Annotated in this window: 13 protein-coding genes; 1 reads left to right on the forward strand and 12 read right to left on the reverse strand. The window is 39.2% G+C overall.

The window, feature by feature from the left end:
* Positions 1-31: 31 nt before the first annotated feature.
* The 4 genes from QWY87_RS10140 to QWY87_RS10155 form a co-directional block, all read right to left on the reverse strand.
* Entirely contained in the window at positions 32-1,093 is a 1,062-nt protein-coding gene (locus QWY87_RS10140; protein ID WP_290290815.1) for an alpha/beta fold hydrolase, read from the reverse strand.
* A gap of 291 nt (positions 1,094-1,384) precedes the next feature.
* On the reverse strand, positions 1,385-1,603 hold the full coding sequence (locus QWY87_RS10145; protein ID WP_290290816.1) for a DUF6500 family protein: 219 nt from the start codon (positions 1,601-1,603) through the stop codon (positions 1,385-1,387).
* A 76-nt stretch (positions 1,604-1,679) separates the two neighbouring features.
* Entirely contained in the window at positions 1,680-3,077 is a 1,398-nt protein-coding gene (locus QWY87_RS10150; RefSeq protein WP_290290818.1) for a S41 family peptidase, read from the reverse strand.
* 139 nt (positions 3,078-3,216) lie between these two features.
* Complete coding sequence (locus QWY87_RS10155; RefSeq protein ID WP_290290820.1) at positions 3,217-4,932, reverse strand: amidohydrolase; 1,716 nt, start codon at positions 4,930-4,932, stop codon at positions 3,217-3,219.
* A gap of 420 nt (positions 4,933-5,352) precedes the next feature.
* Here QWY87_RS10155 and QWY87_RS10160 point away from each other — a divergent pair, with 420 nt between their 5' ends.
* Positions 5,353-5,634 (forward strand): DUF427 domain-containing protein, encoded by a 282-nt coding sequence (locus QWY87_RS10160; protein ID WP_290290822.1) that lies wholly within the window; start codon positions 5,353-5,355, stop codon positions 5,632-5,634.
* Between the two features lie 713 nt (positions 5,635-6,347).
* Here the strand turns inward: QWY87_RS10160 and QWY87_RS10165 are convergent.
* The 8 genes from QWY87_RS10165 to QWY87_RS10200 form a co-directional block, all read right to left on the reverse strand.
* Positions 6,348-8,507, reverse strand: coding sequence for a S9 family peptidase (locus QWY87_RS10165; protein ID WP_290290823.1), 2,160 nt, complete (start codon positions 8,505-8,507; stop codon positions 6,348-6,350).
* A 67-nt stretch (positions 8,508-8,574) separates the two neighbouring features.
* Positions 8,575-9,354 (reverse strand): hypothetical protein, encoded by a 780-nt coding sequence (locus tag QWY87_RS10170; protein WP_290290825.1) that lies wholly within the window; start codon positions 9,352-9,354, stop codon positions 8,575-8,577.
* An 829-nt stretch (positions 9,355-10,183) separates the two neighbouring features.
* The gene (locus QWY87_RS10175) at positions 10,184-11,806 is read right to left on the reverse strand and encodes an arylsulfatase (RefSeq protein WP_290290826.1); all 1,623 of its coding nucleotides are present in this window, start codon (positions 11,804-11,806) and stop codon (positions 10,184-10,186) included.
* 30 nt (positions 11,807-11,836) lie between these two features.
* Positions 11,837-12,676, reverse strand: coding sequence for a hypothetical protein (locus QWY87_RS10180; protein WP_290290829.1), 840 nt, complete (start codon positions 12,674-12,676; stop codon positions 11,837-11,839).
* A 708-nt stretch (positions 12,677-13,384) separates the two neighbouring features.
* Positions 13,385-15,190, reverse strand: a complete 1,806-nt coding sequence (locus tag QWY87_RS10185; protein WP_290290830.1) for a putative Na+/H+ antiporter — start codon at positions 15,188-15,190, stop codon at positions 13,385-13,387.
* Positions 15,191-15,380: 190 nt separating this feature from the next.
* On the reverse strand, positions 15,381-16,616 hold the full coding sequence (locus QWY87_RS10190) for a DUF5692 family protein (RefSeq protein ID WP_290290833.1): 1,236 nt from the start codon (positions 16,614-16,616) through the stop codon (positions 15,381-15,383).
* A gap of 140 nt (positions 16,617-16,756) precedes the next feature.
* Positions 16,757-16,894, reverse strand: a complete 138-nt coding sequence (locus tag QWY87_RS10195) for a hypothetical protein (RefSeq protein ID WP_290290834.1) — start codon at positions 16,892-16,894, stop codon at positions 16,757-16,759.
* 68 nt (positions 16,895-16,962) lie between these two features.
* The gene (locus QWY87_RS10200) at positions 16,963-17,670 is read right to left on the reverse strand and encodes a DUF2490 domain-containing protein (RefSeq protein WP_290290836.1); all 708 of its coding nucleotides are present in this window, start codon (positions 17,668-17,670) and stop codon (positions 16,963-16,965) included.
* Positions 17,671-17,734: the final 64 nt, after the last annotated feature.

Genomic DNA, 17,734 nt, shown 5'->3' on the forward strand with positions numbered 1-17,734 from the left:
CCTAGCGTTTTATAATATTGATAATGTGGTATTAGTATTTAGAATAAAAATTTAAGGCTTCATTGATGGTTTCTATTCGTTCATCGTCTTTTTCAATTAGAAGCTCATGTTGTGCATTTTCAACCTCATAAGCCATACAAATTTTTCCTAAAGCTTTAGAAGCGTCTATAAATTTCTGGTGGGCAAATGGATATACAATTTTCTCATTTTCTGCCGAAAAAAGGATAAAAGGCGTATTTATTCTATCAATATTGCTAAATATATAGTCAAATTGCAAACAAGATTTATGAAGCCACCGGTAAGTTGCACCACCGAGTCTAGCTTTAGGAACTTTTGCATAAGCATCAATCATTCTATCATACCTCAATTCAGAGCCTGTTAATGTATTCCCCTTAAAAGTAGTTTTATCATCTTTATATTCCGATTCGCCTATTGCATATTTAGGTTCATCGCCGTCCATTACTTTGACAACACTACAAATTGGTGGATTTAACCCTAACATAGGTGAGGAGAATGCCGCAGCACTAAAATCATTAGGATATTGTTCTAAATATGTCATTCCTATTGCACCTCCCATTGAATGAGCTAATAAATAGGTTTTTTTATAGCTTTTGGGTATTACATAATGATCGTAGAAATGTTTCATATCATCAATATAAAACTGAAAACTATCAATATAGCCCATCTCAGGGTTTTCTGTCATTCTACCCGATAACCCCTGTCCTCGATGGTCATGTATATAAATTGAATACCCATTCTTAAAAAGGTCAAAAATGAGTTCTTTATATTTTATAGCAGCTTCAGTTCTGCCTGATGAAATTAAGATTGCTTTGTCGGAATTCTTCTGCTCAAATATTCGATAATATATTTGAACATCAGCTTTGCCATTAAAAAACCCCTTTTTTCCGCTATCATAAAAATCTTCAATTTGCTGACTGTAAGTATCCTCTTTCAAATCACTCGCTGTCGTAAGGTTATACTTATTTTCTTCCTTTGATAATCGATCGAAATTTCTTTTACAAGAAAACGACATAATAATTGATATCAAAAAGAGGTACTTTAAATACCTTAAATGAATTTTATGTTTTTCCATATATCTCTAATAACAAACAAGTTAGCAGGTTAATTTGTAAATATAATACTTTAGCAGAATAGGCCCAGTCATATTTTTACACAGGGTATTTATTATCTTGTCACTCTTGTCTAATTCATTCTTATAACAATTAGCACCAAAATACTTTCCGCTGTGTTGTCTTCCGATAGCTTTGTTACATAGTTGTCAACTTAGAATGACCCAGAAGCTCTAAAAGAATTTCCACAGTTACATTACTAATAAAAGAAGCGATAAGAAGCTAGAATTGATATAGATTAATTGAGTAAAATATCATTTTCCTTCGGCTATCATTTTTCTTATTTTCACAGCTTTCTCAAAATGGTCAAGTTTATACTTCATTATCCACCATTGAGCAACCTCCATTAGTAATTTTGGATTATCATTTTTATTAGCGAAAAAAGCATAAAATGAGAGTCCTACATGCGCTCCTTTCTTTTTAATTTTCTCATCACAAACTTGAATTATTTTTTGAGTGGTTATTTTGTTCATTTTCAACAATTATGCTTTTTTGGGCTTGGAGGTATCGTTAAGCATTCGTTTTAGACTCATACTAATTCAATAATAATTAGTCATTTTTTAACTTCTGTTTTATTGCTTCTAAATTTTTCTGAAATAATTCAAGATTGTCATCCTTATTTTCAACAGCAATATTAACTGCTCGTTGATAGTTTTTATGGGAAGCTTCTAAATCACCATTTATCATTAATGATTCACCATAACTATCGTAGGCATTTGCAGAGTTCTGGTAGAGAATAGTATTTGCTCTAAAAATAGATTCAGCTCTTTTTGGTTTTTCGTACGTCATTAAATATTCATAACCTAAGTTATTGATGTCTCCTTCATCAAACAAATTAGCCTCTTGACATGCTCTCAAACTTTCAAGAATTGCTTCATCTGATTTTCCAACAGTATAACTATCGAGCTTGCTGTTTAAATCCATAAACAACTGGTTATATTTTTCATTTCTTTTGACTCGGTAAGCTTCTGCAGCTTCTTGCGCTAAGTCAAGTGCTTTATCATAAGCATCTTCAATGCTTGTTTCTTCTTCTGGAATTACGCCAACACCTTCCCAATTAGTTTTAGTAATTGGGTTAATTGCTTTTCCGGTCGGAATAAAAACACTCAAATTATCATTGATTCTCTGAGTACCTCCTGGATTGGCACCTCCTCCAGTGGTCTGCCCTACTAAAATTGCTCTTTTTTGAGTTTGCATATTATATGAGAATTCTTCTGCTGCTGAGAAAGTTCTTTCACTTGTTATTATAAATAACGGAGTATCGGGCATTCTAAGACCCCCAACTTCATCTAATGTCCAAAATTCTTCTGTTCTATTTCCTTCCCTCCAATAAAGGCTATTCAAATGCAATTTCTGATCAAAGAAATAACTACATAAATATTGAACCATACGCGGACTACCTCCACCATTTTTGCTTATGTCGATGATTATCGCATCAGTTCTTGACATTAATTTCATATAAGCATCAGTGACTTCCTTCCCAGTCTCTAATCCAGCAAACCCTCTTAAATCCAAATAACCTACATTTCCTTCCAGAGTTTCAACAGTTTTGAATCCTGCATTTGATTTTCTGGAATTGTCGATTCGAGCAATTTTTTCTTCAATTATTTTTTCCCGAGATTTTTTTGGAGCCATATATGGTTGACTGGCCCTAATACGCATATGCTTATCCTTATTAATAGCTTGTACTGATTTAGTCAAGGCTGCTGCAAGAGTTTCATCATTTTCAAACTGATCATAATAGCCGTCTAACATTTGAGCCTTTAGATGCTCATCAGTTAACTTAGCAACTTCAGGAAATACATAATAGTCATTCATTAATTGCGAGAGTTTTTGAATCACATTTTCCTTATATTCTTTAGAAATTGATTTATCCTGTGCTTTGGATAAACTAATATTAAGAAGTAATGCTATAAACAGTATGGAGAATTGGGGAATAGTTTTCATTTATTAAATATTAAGAGTCAAAGAGGTAAATATATCGCTTTTGAACAAACTGCGCTTAAAAGTTTGGTTTTTGAAACTTAATTATGATGCATAAGGTGATGGGTAAGAGCAGTAGTTCACCCATGTTGGGTGTTTTTATTTATTTGTAAACTACTTCACCATTAAAAATAGTCATAACGATTTCAGTATTTAAAATCTGATTTTCTTCAACTGTCATCAAATCTTGATTGTAAATTGTAAAATCAGCAAGCTTACCACTACTAATAGAGCCTTTAATATTTTCTTCAAAAGCGCCATAAGCCGCATCCAAGGTATATGATTTTAATGCTTGCTCACGTGTCATTTTTTGTTCTGGCTCAAAACCACCTTCGGGAATTCCTTTAAGGGTCTTTCGGCTGACACTAGCATAAAAACTAGCTATTGGGTCAATGGGTTCAACCGGTACATCAGTACCATTAACAATAGGAACACCACTTTGTAATAAATCTTGCCACATGTAGGCTCCTTCTTTGATACGTTTTTCACCTAAACGATCAATGGCCCAAGGTCTATCTGAAGACAAGTGTACTGCCTGCATTGCAGGAATTACATTTAATGCTGCAAAACGAGGAATATCATCTGGATGTAAATGCTGTGCGTGTTCAATCCTAAATCTGTGATCGGAGCCCACCATAGCCTTTTCATTTAAGGCAGATTCATAGCGATCAAGAATTTCTCTATTAGCACGATCGCCAATGGCATGTGAACATACTTGAAAATTGTATTCAAGTCCTTTTAAAGCTGTTTTTTTTACAAAATCCATGGGAAGTGTTTCATGGCCAAAGTGACCTGGTCGATCTGCGTAAGGCTCTAAAAGCCAGGCACCTCTTGATCCTAAAGCACCATCGCAATTTAATTTTACAGAACGTATTGTAAAGCGATGATCTGGATCTATCCTAGGACCTTTCTCATACCATTCAGTTAATAATTCTTCATCCCAGCCGGTAAGCATGCCATAAATTCTAATATTCATTTTTCCGGCCAATTGCATCTCATCATATAAGGCGATGGTTTCTTTTGAAATACCCGCGTCATGAAAACTTGTTATTCCATTTTTATAACAGGCTTCAACAGCGAGGCTAAAAGCTTGAACATCTGTTTCTGCTGTTCTTTCTGGAATATGTTTATAAATTATAGATTGAGCGCGTTCATTGAAAATACCTGTTGGATTTCCAAATTGATCCACAATAACTTCTCCCCCTTCTATATCAAAAGTCTGAATTCCTTCTTTGTTAGAACCATTAAAACCAGCAATTTCCATAGCCTTAGCATTAGCGAAACCAGCATGACCACTCGCATGACTTAAATAAACGGGGTTATCTGGCGATATTTCGCTGAGTAAATGATGCGTCTGAAATCCTTTAACTTGGATTGCAGGCATACTATCCCATTTGCTTTGGTGCCAACCTCTACCAATAATCCATTCTCCTGGTTTAGACGTTTTAACTTTCGCAGCAACAGCGTCAACAATATCCTGATAGCTATTTGTATTCATAAGGTCAAGCTCTAATTCATTATAGCCTAAACCCATAAAATGACCATGACCTTCAATTAAGCCAGGAGTCATCGTCTTACCTTTTAAATCTATGAGCTCAGTTTGCTCATTTTGATAGCTCATGGCTTCCTCAAAACTTCCAGCAAATAGAATTATATCGTTTTTTGTTACAACTGCCTCTACCGTTGTCTGTATAGAGTCAACTGTATAAATGGTTCCTCCATGAATAATCATGGTACCAAATTCTTTTTCAAAATTAGAACATGAACTTAAAATAAGGCAGGCTATTATTAGATATAAATTATAAAATCGTAGGGTCATGATGCTTGTATTTAGTTTTGGTAAGTTAAAAAATTAATTAATTATTATTCGATCTACAACCTAACTCGAGTAATAGAGCGTCTGTCGTTTATTTTTACTTAGATTTATTTTTAAATCAAACTATAAGCCTTGCATAATTTGTTATTGAAGTCGTTTTTGTCTAATTTTTCTAAAGAATTTTATCATAGGTCCGTTCTTGTCAACCAAGATAGTAAAATTCACTTTAGATTTCTTAAAGAAGTGGGAGAGCCTGAGCCACCTCCCTTATCCTTCTCATTTACTCATCCCTTTTTTATTGTTTTCCTGTATTCGTGAATTCGAACCTGCCTGCCGGCTGACAGGTTTTGTAATTGTTTATTGCCAGGCAAGACTAAAGTGAAATCTAATCAATACCTTGTAGGTCATCTCAATCCACTAAATATGAAAACAGCAAAATGGAATGGTGCTATTTTGGCACAAAGTGACAAAACCATTGAAATTGAAGGAAATCATTACTTCCCCCCAGAGTCATTGCAACGTCAATATTTGAAAGAATCAAGCCATATGTCTACTTGTCCATGGAAAGGATTGGCCAGTTATTATAATATTGAAGTTAATGGGGAAATCAATTCTGACGCTGGGTGGTTTTACAAACAACCTTCTGAAGCAGCTCATCAAATTAAAGGCCATGTTGCATTCTGGCGTGGAGTTGAAATTACTTGAATTTAATTATCGAATTGGGAACGATGAATATTGAAGTGGAGTTCATATGAAAGCCCTAAAAACAAAAAAACCTCCGTGTTACTTTTTAAGTGTTAAGCCTGCATGCCGCGGGCATGTGTTAAGTGTTAAGTGTTAAGTGTTAAGTGTTAAGTGTTAAGTGTTAAGTGTTAAGTGTTAAGTGTTAAGTGTTAAGTGTTAAGTGTTAAGTGTTAAGTGTTAAGTAAAAATAATTTTTCTCTAGTACTTAGTCCCTAGTCCTTAGTACTTAATCCTTAGCCCTTAGTCCTTCTTGTTCCGGTCTGGACGGGACTCGAACCCGCATTTTAAATTATTGAATCACAGTTATTTAATGTATTTTATTGAAGGTGTTCAACCCTAGAGCAAGAAAAAATTATCTCACAAAAACTCTGTGCCAAATTGATAATTCCGTGACGGCATGGTTCATTGCCATAGAATCTACCTTGGTTTCTAAAATTAAATTATCTTCGATGGCAAGTGACATTATATGTTCACCCTTTTCATTAAAGGAAGCTCCAAAAAAATATGTTCCATTTCCGATTGTATCTTTATAAACAAGATGATCTCTCTTAGCAACTTCTTTCGCCCCTCCTTCGACAAAATCTTTGGTTACATATAGAAAAGTAAATCTGCCCGGCGTTCCTCAACGCCTTGCAACAAGACACCTGCAAACCAGCCTGCCGGCTGGCAGGCATCTACTCAGACGGCACGGCTAGGTGTCGGTCAAAGTATTCGATTATCTTGCCAAACAGGTAGCGATTGTAATTCCGCTCACGGCTCCATCCATGCGTCGCACCCGGTGCAAACGCAAAGTCGAAGTCCTTGCCCTGTTTAATCAGTTCTTCAGCTAACACGGCCGTCGTCTTGAATGGTACCACATGGTCCTGGATGCCGTGGATGAACAGGAGTTTATCCTCCAGATTCGCTGCATAGTTGAGCGCTTTTCTTTCGAAGACCTCCGGGTGTGTCTGTGGGCTACGAACAATTGCAACATCGTCCGTGCCAAAGAACATCGGGTCAACAGCCGCCGCTGCAGCAACACCCACCTGGAATAAGCCTGGCTTCATCAACAGCGAATAAACGGAGAGTGTGCCACCGTAACTGCTGCCCCAGATGCCAATGCGATCGGGATCGACATAAACCAGTGACTCCATGTAGGCAACGGCACTCGCATAATCCTCAATGTCCTGGTCGGCAAAGCCCAGCAGGAACTCTTCACGGAATGCCCGGCCATAACCGTTGCTACCACGTGAATCCACCTGCACGATAATATATCCCTTCTTGGCCAACAGCTGCTGTACGAGGCTGTAGTTACCGGCCCAGCGGTTCCTTGCGGTATTCGAATACACGGGCCCGAACAGAACTGGATACTTCGTACCGGGCTGCATGTTGGTAGGTTTTAGAATCCGGGCATGCAGCGTGTAGTCATCTACAAGACTGGGGAAACTAACGTATTCCGCAGCCGCCCAGGTTCGCTCTGTGAAGCCGGGCAACGGCGATTGGGTTACTCGCGTAGCGTCACCACCCTCGCTGCTTACCACGTAAAGCTCGGGCGGTGATGTGTCGTTGCTATGCATGAACACCAAGTACCGGCCATCCGGCGAGGGGTAGCCAACGTTCTTACCAGAAAGACGCGTCACCTGCTCGGGATCGCCACCGGACATATTCACGCGATACACATGTTGTTCGTAAGGATTAACGCCGTTGCCTGCATAAAACAGTGCATCACCAGCAATACTTGGGGCGGACAGTACATCGTAGGACGGGTCTGTCAGGAGCTGCGGACGATCTCTGGACGGTGAGGAATCGATCGTATAAAGTCCGTAGCGATCACCCATATCGCTTAAGAAAACGACCTTCTTTCCATCCGGATGCCAGGTAGATCCAAACGATGTGTACATGCGGCTCTCTCGAACACCTCGCCAAATCTCGCGCAGTTGGCTTTCTCCGGGTGCAACGACGAACAACTCACGTTCAACCGCCGTGTCGGATGCGGTATCAATCAGCAGATCACCGCCCGGTGACCAGTTGAAGTCGATGACCTGGTTGGCGCTCGGGTCTGGCAAATCGAGGTACATAATGTTACCGCTTTCTACATCGAGCAGGCCAACTCTGCGAATCTCGTTTGGATCGCCCGGGTAACTTCGGCGTACCTCGTTGGGATTGGTTTCGGCAGCGAGGTAATCCGGGAACGGCACCTTTCGCATCTCGCGTCGGTCAACAACGTGAAACGCGATTGTCTTGCCATCCGGGGACCACTTGTACGTTGGCCCACTCCAGATGCCTGGACCGATTTCACGTTCCGGTCGGCTGTAGCGCCCCTTCCGTAAGCTCGAGAGACTGGCGATGCCGATCTCGGTGAGCTGGCGATTCTGTTTGGAAGGGAAGTCAGCAAGCCACAGGTCACCGTTCCGTATATACGCCGCTTGGTTGCCGCTTGGCGATATCAACAGGTTACGTGCACCTGCCTCGACGGGCATAAACTGGAGGTCGACTCCTTGGCTCAGCGATGTCTGCCATAGGTTGTTACCTCGCAGGCTGACGATCGTGTTCGCGTCAGTCCAGACAATATCGCGTACTGACGCGGATTCTGTATTGGAACTGAGGCGCACTTCCTTCCCATCGCTTGTGGATACCCAGAGGCCACGCCCAGGATTTCCTGGTTCACTCCAGGAAAAGGCGAAGTGCTCGCTGTCCGGTGCCCACACTGGCCGGGACGGGGTTGTTCCCGTCAGTTTTGGCGTTGCGAACAGGTCATCAAGAGTGAGCTCACCGTCCTGTGCTGTGACTGTTGCGGGCATCGCCATCAGTAAGCCTGCCACTATCCATGTTTGCCAAAAAGAGATCTGTTTCATGTGTTTGCTTTAATAACGATAGGGCTAAACTACGTTTCAATGCAGTTTAGGTATTGTTGTGCTTTCGTTAGTTTTTGTTCAAATAGCTCTCGATTTCCAGTTGTAATTCTTCTCCTAATTCAATAAAATAATCATAGGTTTGAATGATACCATTGGTTATTAATTTACCACGTTGAAACAAGGATAACATAGGTGGGTTATCAGTGTATAATTTATTAAAATCTATAATGTAGTTTTCAAGTTCCTTTTTTGTTGTATTATCAAATTCACCGACGTTGTTCATCAAATTGCCATATTCGTATAATTGCAATATAGAACCATCTTTAGACATTTCAATTTCCATTTCCTCGACAGATTCATTAAGCTTCTTTTCAAGGTCCTTAATTCGCTGGTAAACAAGTTTATATTTTCTTATTTTTTTCCTTATCGGTTGGAAATCAATAGCTTCATATAAGTTGGATGACAATATTCTTTCATGACCATTGTTATTTATATCAAACGATTTCCAGAGCATAATTTCAGAATTATTAAAAACCTCAGTTGCAGACAAAACATTTTGTTTTTTTACTGCTTGCAGAATAAAATCAGTTTTGTTAATGACCCGTTGCCTTTCCTCCTTCAGCTTTAATAAATCAGTTTTATCTTGTTCCAAATCCTCAATAACAAATTGAAGGTTACTTTCGAAAATTTTCTTTTCAATCCTATCGGAATTTCTATTATTAATCTGTAGTGCCAATAATATACCGATAATTACTAAAATTATTTCTCCAATAGCATAAAGTAGATATTTGCTGAACTTATTTTCAGTCACCATTTTTTGTCGAATATTTCTAAAGAATTTTATCATTGGTTATTGGTTGCTTCTAATGAAGCACAACTAGTTAATATACACTATATAATGTTTATCTGCAATTATCATCACTCTCTGTTATCCCTTGTCGTTATTGATTTTAGATTCAATTTACACATCAAATAAACTAATTGTTTTTGCAAGAGAATGACTTTTTATTAAATTAAAACTCCAAGGTTTGACGTTTAACATTTCAGGCTTGAAAGTAGCAAATAATTATAAACATCTTGTGATTACGATGATCAAATTTAAAAAAAAACATCACCATCAGGGGACAAAGGAGAACCTCTCGGTCCTCCCTTATCCTTGTCATCTCCTCCCCAACCTTCCTTTGTACTATCTTCCCATAACTTTGCTGAGTAGTAGCCATTTTAGAGTGTCCTAGTGGCTCTGAAACCACCTCCATTGGCACATTATAAAACAGCAGCACCGCAGTGGCAAATGTCCTTCTAGCTAACTGATGGGTAAGCCCCATGGCGCAAAGGATTCACAATAAGATTGAATTGAAAAGGTGGAAAAAGCTTAGGAAGCTCCTAAAAACAAAAAAACCTCAGCATTAAGTGTTAAGTGTTAAGTGTTAAGTGTTAAGTGTTAAGTGTTAAGTGTTAAGTGAAATTAGCCTTTCCTTAGTACTTAGTCCTTAAAACTTAACACTTATTGTTGCGGTCTAGACGGGACTCTAATCAATTATTTATAGTGCTTTTTTTAAGGTAGTTACACCCCTTAGGAAGACGTATTTTCCTTAAAATACTGAAAAATTCAAGCAATTTGTTTGCCGTTATTTTCAATACTTTAAGTCAAAAACGTGAATTATCGATCAAAATCTCTAATGATTTCCAGGCCCAAGTTTATCCATCTGCTTAATCAAATCTTCAAGGTTTTTCATCGCTCTGGCTTTTTCTATCAAGCTGTAGTTAACGCCTCCAGCAGACAAGGAACTTCCGGCTTGAAAAGGATAACCAGGGATAGTATATAAGAAATTTTTAACTTCAACCTGAATGGGCACAAATAGCCACAAATTCTCAAATGCCCAATTCTCCCAAGCTCCAGATTCATCCATAGCACTTTCAAATGGATCAGAACGTAGATTTACAATAAGCGGTAACACAGGTGTAACCATACGTGCACCACCCATGGCGTGTGTAGCACCTTCCCAGACGTTAAAATGAACTTTAAAGTCTTTGTACCGCACAGCATTCATGGTTCCATCATTACCAAAATAAAAATAAGACTCTCGTGGGCTGCTCTTTACTTCATTTTTGAAATACGGCAAGAAGCTTTCTCCATCCAGGTGAACCTTCCAAGTTTTTCCGTTGGCTTCAAAACCATTTCTAAGTTTTTCAGGTAAATCCTTTATGCCTGCAGCTTCGGAAAATGTTGGCATCCAATCCAAGTGCGAAATCATATCATTGTATACAGTTCCTGGTTTGATAACACCTGGCCAGCGTACCATCAATGGTACACGATGTCCACCTTCCCAGCTACTTCCCTTAGCTCCGCGAAATCTGGATGCTCCGCCATCAGGCCATGAAAATTTTTGAGCTCCATTATCTGAAGTGTACATGATAATGGTGTTTTCCATCAGACCCAGTTCTTCTAGCTTATCGAGCAATTGCCCCACATGACCATCATGTTCTACCAAACCATCTGCATACAAGCCTATGTCAGTTGTTCCTTTAGAGGATTCTTTTAGGCGTGTCCAATTATGCATCCTGGAAGTATTGAACCAAAGGAAAAAAGGCTCACCAGCATCTGCTGATCCTTCCATGAATTCCAAAGCTCCTTTAAGAAATTCTTCATCAACAGTTTCCATTCTTTTCATAGTTAAAGGCCCTGTATCGGTAATAGGTCCGTCTGCACTGGATCTTATCACCCCTCTTGGTCCAAATTTCTTTCTGAATTCGGGATCTTTGGGGTAGTGATATGTTTCGGGTTCATCCTCAGCGTTGAGGTGATACAAGTTTCCAAAAAATTCATCAAATCCATGAGCGGTAGGTAAATGCTTGTCCTGATCACCTAGGTGGTTCTTTCCAAATTGACCGGTTTTATAACCCTTCGTTTTTAATATATCGCCCAAGGTCGGTGCAAAATCAGGTATGCCATGATCTGATCCTGGCATTCCTATCGTCATAAGTCCCGTACGAAAAGGGTGTTGACCAAGTATAAAAGCAGATCTTCCAGCTGTACATGATTGTTCGCCATAGGCATCGGTAAATAATGCCCCTTCTTCAGCTATACGGTCTATATTGGGTGTATGATACCCCATCATACCATTGTTATATGCACTTAGGTTATCATAACCCACATCATCTCCCCATATTACAAGAATATTGGGTTTTTTGTTTTGTGCGTTTACACTTTTCGTTGAAAAGCAAGTAACAAGCAATACTACAATGAGCCATAGTCCTCTTTGATTTAATTTATTCATTTTAAAGATAAATTGTTCCATTTTACAGGTTTTAAGTTAAGTAGATCAAAATTATTTAGGAAACATAAATTGTAATTGAACCCGCCATTGCCAGTCTGGTCCGAAATCTGGTTTTACAGCATTATAGAAAGCCTGGGTATTAAAATTTATAGGCTGTTTGCCAATACGAAAGATTTTTCCGGCCCCGGCACCAAATGGCACGATCCATTGATTGCCTGAAGAAGCTTCCCAGTTAGATGTTATTATTGGAGCGGAAACTAAATACCATCCATGATCCATATTATAATTTACAAAATATTGAGCAAGAAAAAAGCTAACATCACCACGATCGCTCTGTCCTGCGAACGACCAAACCTGGCTAACTAACAATCCGGCGACCCAAGGCCCCTGTATTGTAAGACCGACTACTGATGGACCTGCACTCCATTTGCCACTACCAAGAGTTTCATCTGTAGCAGTTGGGAGTATTATAGCCGGACCAGCACCCCAAATAAATTTACCTGGTTTTGCAGGTGATACAAAGGCAGTGAAATTTACATCGCCTAATCCTGTTGTAGATCCATTTTCAGAAAAGAAATCGGGTTGTGTTATGACAGGGAAAATGGTACGGGTTATTAAGTTCCAATCTGAACCCAGACTTATGGGTATGACAGGTTGAATGTTCAATACATTTTGAGTACGATCATAAGGCCCAAATCCAAAATTTGTGTTATTTTGTAAAGGCACGCTTATCAAATCTCCAACAGGATTCTGTGCGGCTTGTGCAAGCGCTTCTTCACCTTCGAAATCTTCTATTACATCTGTTTCTTCTTGTTCCTTTTCTTGCGAAAATACCGGGATCGAAGCAAATGCACACAAAAGAAATAATGTGATTAATTTAAAATATTTCATGCTTGTTAGTTTAAGCTTCATATGGGTTTTTAAAGGTCCTAGCTTCGAAAAAATTATACTCAATAATTGAACATAAATTAATTGTGAAAAAGATAATCATTTATTATTAAAAATCATAATTCTCAAATAACCCCTGTTTGACCTCAGAAAAAAACGAGTTAAATATGAAGGAAAACCTTCTGAAAGAAGTTAATTGAATACGATCCTTATAGCACAAAGGATTCACAAGAAGATTGAATTGAAAAGGTGAAATAAGGTTAGGAAAGTCTATAAAACAAAAAAACCTCAGTGTTTACTTTTTAAGTGTTAAGCCTGCCTGCCGCAGGCAGGTGTTAAGTGTTAAGTGTTAAGTGTTAAGTGTTAAGTGTTAAGTGTTAAGTGTTAAGTGTTAAGTGAAATTACTTTTTCCTTAGAACTTAGTCCTTAGTCCTTAATACTTATTATTGCGGTCTGGACGGGACTCGAACCCGCATTTTAAACTATTGAATTACAGCTATTTAATGTGTTTTATTGAAGGTAATCAACCCTAACAGTGAGATTTATATTTTTCTTGTGTTACGAATTGAAGCTATTGCTTATAGCGTTGTTGGCAATAGTGATTGATCAAGGCATAGTCTTCAAGGTTATTGTCTTGTTTTAGCGAGATAGCTGTGTGAGGGGCGGGAGACCCCTTTCACAGATATAAATCCGCAAGTACCATTACACCCGTTACAATATAGCCAGGCACAACCACAGGATCACTGTTGGTACAAGTGCTGCCTTCAACAACTGTAGTGGTGCCACATCATCATTAAAATGCTTCTTCAGTAAGGACATTCCAGCGGGATTTGCTGCATTGGCAACGATAGTCAAACCTCCACCTGCTATTGCTCCTGCCACAACTGCGTATTTTAGATTATCTGTGAATCCAGGAATCAGGGTACTCAGGAAGGTGATAGAGGAGTTGTCGTTAAATGAAGACAGCACTGTTGAACTGATCATAAGCATTTCTTCTGATAAATTCCCGAGTACCGGTTCAATCCACCACGCCTGAAGGCCTCCGTGAATAACCAGACCAGCAAGAAAAAGCCCTACAAGCATGGGCGGACTCAATTGGATTCTATTCTGATATTGGGAGCTGATCTTTGCAAATCCGAGAAAGAACAGAAAACCGAGAATAAACAATTCCGGGTAATGAGAGTTAAAAATGGTCCACACCATGAAAAGGATATGAACTATGGTAATCCAGGCGGGAACGGCATCATCACGCTTGTCCCAATCTGGATCTTTAAACTCCGCACGATCCTCTCTTGGCAGCAAGAGGGGAAGGAAACGACGTTTACGGTACAGTTTGGCTTCCTCGAATCGTCTATCTGTTGCTTCATTGATTAATTCCCTGTCAAAGCCCATCTTTTCGAGCTCTGATAGATCGGTGTTTTTCATTTTCTGGCGAATGGCCATGCCAAATTTTTCTGCAGTATTGCGCATTGTATCGATTAGTTTATCCTTTTCCTCACCCTGTTGCACAGCTTCAGTCCAAGCCGTTTCTGTTGCCTGTTGCGTAATATAATTCAGTTCAATCATGTCCTTTATTTCCTGGACTTCAAAAGTATGCTCCATGTTGGCCAGTTCTTTGCGAAACAGCCAGAAGTATAGACCGTTGCTAATCAGTATCCCAATAATCACTTTCCATCCAAAATTGACTAACATGAAACCGTTGCCCCAGTTCCAGGGCCCCGCAACCATCAGAACCGGTGGTGACGCAAAATTGGTCAACACGCCTCCCACCGAAATATTGACGAAAAGAAGAGCGAGCGTAGCGTACCTGAACCTGGTACTTGGTCCGAGATCATAGAACTTTTGTGACAGCAGCATGGCACAGATGGTAATCGCAGCAGGCTCAGTTATGAAAGATCCGATTAAAGGACCCAAGGTTAATATGGTAAACCAAAGCGCTGACAGTGAACCGCCGAATAGCTTCGCTACTCCCGACATCATCTTCTCTGACAGTTTCAGTATCGGGCGTGTTGAAGCAAGTACCATGATTACAACTATGAATGCTGCCTCGGTAAGGTTGACACCTTCATGAATATAATGAACATTAGAGGACCAGCCAAGGAACGATACGATTGTTATCGCCAGCGGTAAGAGCCAGATAGCAAATACGACCTCGACTTCACCCAGAAAGTGTAACAATTCAGCTGTCATATCTACGGAACCCTCATTTGCTTCCCCCTTGATTATTCTTTCAACGTGACGACGCTTTAGCCTGCGGCTGATATTCGATATCTTGCCCGCCAGGAAAGTGTGAATGATGGCCAAGAAGAAGATTATGGTGACAACCAAATTGAGGGGCTCCGTCCGGATTCTGTGCAGCAGGATCTGTGGAATGCTCTCCATATGGGAATCGTTGTAACTTGCCAAGCTTCTTGGGAATTCCTGTGTATTTACATCGCTAACTGATTCGCTGCACATACCTATGGCTGGTAGTAGTAAAAACAGTACCGCGATCAGGACTAGAAGTTTATTGTTCATATCTTTTATTTTAAATGGTAACGTTTTGGTTTTATGTAGATTCAGGTCTATTTTTTTGTGCCCCATCTGGATGGATTTCTTCCTTTCTCTACCCCTTTTTCCAAATTTATTGGTTTGGAAAAAGGGGTAGAAAAGGAAGCACTAATTAGATTTCGAAAAAATATAATTTGGTCTGCATCGAGCTTCGCATCTATCCAAACATTGGTGGAGTGCCTTCGACAGCATTTTGCCCAACGTCAATATTTTTAGGCGCTTTTTTGGTCAATCTGTATCTCCATTGAAGGACAAGTAAAACAACATTCGACCCAAGACTTAATATCACCAATGCCCAGATCCACCCATCGCCGCGAGGCAGAGGCTCAATCAACGATACAGGCATATCAAAAGTTGAAATTGTAACTACGTATATCATATAAAATACCAAGCTATAGGCTCTCGCCTGTATCCAGGCAAATTTTCCGCTCGCTAAAAAGATTGCAATAATGGTAGGTACAGGAATAACCGCAAGCGCTGTGTAATGAACTGTGTTGGGGAAATTCAAGTAGACAAAGCAGATGTTCCACAAGTCATATGCAATAATCCAAAATATAACCATTCCCGGCCATTGGAAGTTGTGAGGTTTTTTGTTATTAATCCGTATCGTCGTCCAAAGGTAGATGGTGAGGATATTCATGAAGCCCGCAAGCGCATTTAACTTATTGGGTAGAAAAGGCTGGCTAAAGTCCTGTGTTACTGCCTCCAAGATGTTGAACGCCAGACCAAACACAACGAGAAAAACTCCATATTTGATATGCTTAGGTTTAAGATTAAACCTTGTTATCGTTATGAACATCGCACCAACTATGATAGCGATAAGCTTGGCGTAACGAAACCAGCCCATGTCTGAAGTCATCCATAAAGGAATAAGGCAGAGGGGTAATACAAGAAAAAAGACGTATGGAGCCCACTTGAAGCGACTTGTTATTTCAGCACCCACAAATAACATAACAAAGATGAACGCAATATTTAACCAGCTAAGCCACCTGATGCTTTTCTTCATTACAATGTCGGTTTCCCCGTCAATAAACTTGAAGACATACTTAGTGTCACCATCATGTCTGAGGGTTTGACCAGCCAATTCTCCGATAGGCCCATTGCTGTCTCCGGTAAGCTTTATATCAAGACCAGCCATTTCAAAATCAAAGGTCTGTTCTCGTTTCTCTACAGGCATGTGCCTGAAAACTTTAACTTTTCCACTCTCCTCGAAATGGAATTCATAGACATTCGCACTTCCTCGCTCATCTACTACCGGCCCTTCGATATCGCCTATCCAGCGCGAATGATCTCCCGGTATGTTCTGAGCCAATAATTGATTGCTTGCCAATATCAAAAATGATACTGTTACAAGATAATTTAAAAGACTTTTTAGTTTGGAATGATTAGTCATAATTCAATTTATTTTAAGGTTATTATTGATTTTAGCGTAATTGTAAAATTTTTATTTAATAGGGATTAATACTTAAAGCCTAATCCGAGCATAACTGCGTGCATAAAACCATCCCGGTACCAGCTATTGGATAAGTAAGCCTACTCATATTCCATATTGATAAATACAAGTTCGCTAATATTTATAGTGAAACCTGCACCAAGACCGGCATAGAATCCTGAATCTCCGGTATCAGGTTCATCACTGTAAGTCTTCAAAGAATGTTCAGTTGCAAGCATTAGAAGTAAGCTATAGATCTAATGTATGCAAAAGGCGTTCTTTCTTTCTCATTTTCATTGTTTTGATTTTAGTTGATTTTCTTTGATTTAAAATGTTTAATGATTTTCAATTGATATATATATTCAGAAACATGGAATTCGTCATTGGGTCCAGATCTTGATTTTTGCCAGTTCCACACGAAAGAGAATCGCCAGTCTTTTAAAACCTTATATCCCAATCCAATTCCGGCCCTGCCTTGATTGCGGTAAACTTCATCAATATTATCGTTTACTGGTACAAAGATTTCTCCATAGAAGGTTGCATAAGCATTTTTTAGACTGCTGCTTTCGGAGAATACAACTTTCGTTGAAAGCTTATATCGAAAACGAATGTCAAAACTTGATTCCCAGTTACTGGTGTCATAAGATAGGCGTTCTTCAATTCTGACCAGGTTCTTGAAACTTATGTAGGTTGAATTTGGCCAGTTAAGTTGTATGCCTTGCCAGGGTCTAAATTCAAACTGATTGGAGTCGCTACTATTGCCGAAAGTGTAAAAAAAACCTAATCCCCCATGAATTTCCCAGTTTCTTGAAAAACTATAGCGTGCAGAAGGGCGTACATAGATTCTGTTCCAGCTCTCCTTCGCAATGGTGCGATAGCCGGTATCGCCATAATACTCAAGTTTTTCGTTTATTGAATAATGAAGATAAAAATCGATCCAAAGCTGTTGATTCGTGGCATTTTCTTGTGATTGACCATAAATATCCACATCACATGCAAAAAACAACAAAAGCATCAATGATATTATTACTTTTCGCCTTCGGCAAAAGCCTTGTGTCACCAATCGATCCGACATTATT

This window comes from Lutimonas halocynthiae (genome assembly GCF_030409835.1).
Classification (GTDB): domain Bacteria; phylum Bacteroidota; class Bacteroidia; order Flavobacteriales; family Flavobacteriaceae; genus Lutimonas; species Lutimonas halocynthiae.

Excerpts from the sequence above, each read along its gene's own strand:
- QWY87_RS10170 (WP_290290825.1), bottom strand. The coding sequence starts at position 9,354 with ATGATAAAATTCTTTAGAAATATTCGACAAAAAATGGTGACTGAAAAT.
- QWY87_RS10165 (WP_290290823.1), bottom strand. The coding sequence starts at position 8,507 with ATGAAACAGATCTCTTTTTGGCAAACATGGATAGTGGCAGGCTTACTG.
- QWY87_RS10180 (WP_290290829.1), bottom strand. The coding sequence starts at position 12,676 with ATGAAATATTTTAAATTAATCACATTATTTCTTTTGTGTGCATTTGCT.
- QWY87_RS10175 (WP_290290826.1), bottom strand. The coding sequence starts at position 11,806 with ATGGAACAATTTATCTTTAAAATGAATAAATTAAATCAAAGAGGACTA.
- QWY87_RS10185 (WP_290290830.1), bottom strand. The coding sequence starts at position 15,190 with ATGAACAATAAACTTCTAGTCCTGATCGCGGTACTGTTTTTACTACTA.
- QWY87_RS10155 (WP_290290820.1), bottom strand. The coding sequence starts at position 4,932 with ATGACCCTACGATTTTATAATTTATATCTAATAATAGCCTGCCTTATT.
- QWY87_RS10190 (WP_290290833.1), bottom strand. The coding sequence starts at position 16,616 with ATGACTAATCATTCCAAACTAAAAAGTCTTTTAAATTATCTTGTAACA.
- QWY87_RS10195 (WP_290290834.1), bottom strand. The coding sequence starts at position 16,894 with ATGCTTGCAACTGAACATTCTTTGAAGACTTACAGTGATGAACCTGAT.
- QWY87_RS10145 (WP_290290816.1), bottom strand. The coding sequence starts at position 1,603 with ATGAACAAAATAACCACTCAAAAAATAATTCAAGTTTGTGATGAGAAA.
- QWY87_RS10160 (WP_290290822.1), top strand. The coding sequence starts at position 5,353 with ATGAAAACAGCAAAATGGAATGGTGCTATTTTGGCACAAAGTGACAAA.
- QWY87_RS10200 (WP_290290836.1), bottom strand. The coding sequence starts at position 17,670 with ATGCTTTTGTTGTTTTTTGCATGTGATGTGGATATTTATGGTCAATCA.
- QWY87_RS10150 (WP_290290818.1), bottom strand. The coding sequence starts at position 3,077 with ATGAAAACTATTCCCCAATTCTCCATACTGTTTATAGCATTACTTCTT.
- QWY87_RS10140 (WP_290290815.1), bottom strand. The coding sequence starts at position 1,093 with ATGGAAAAACATAAAATTCATTTAAGGTATTTAAAGTACCTCTTTTTG.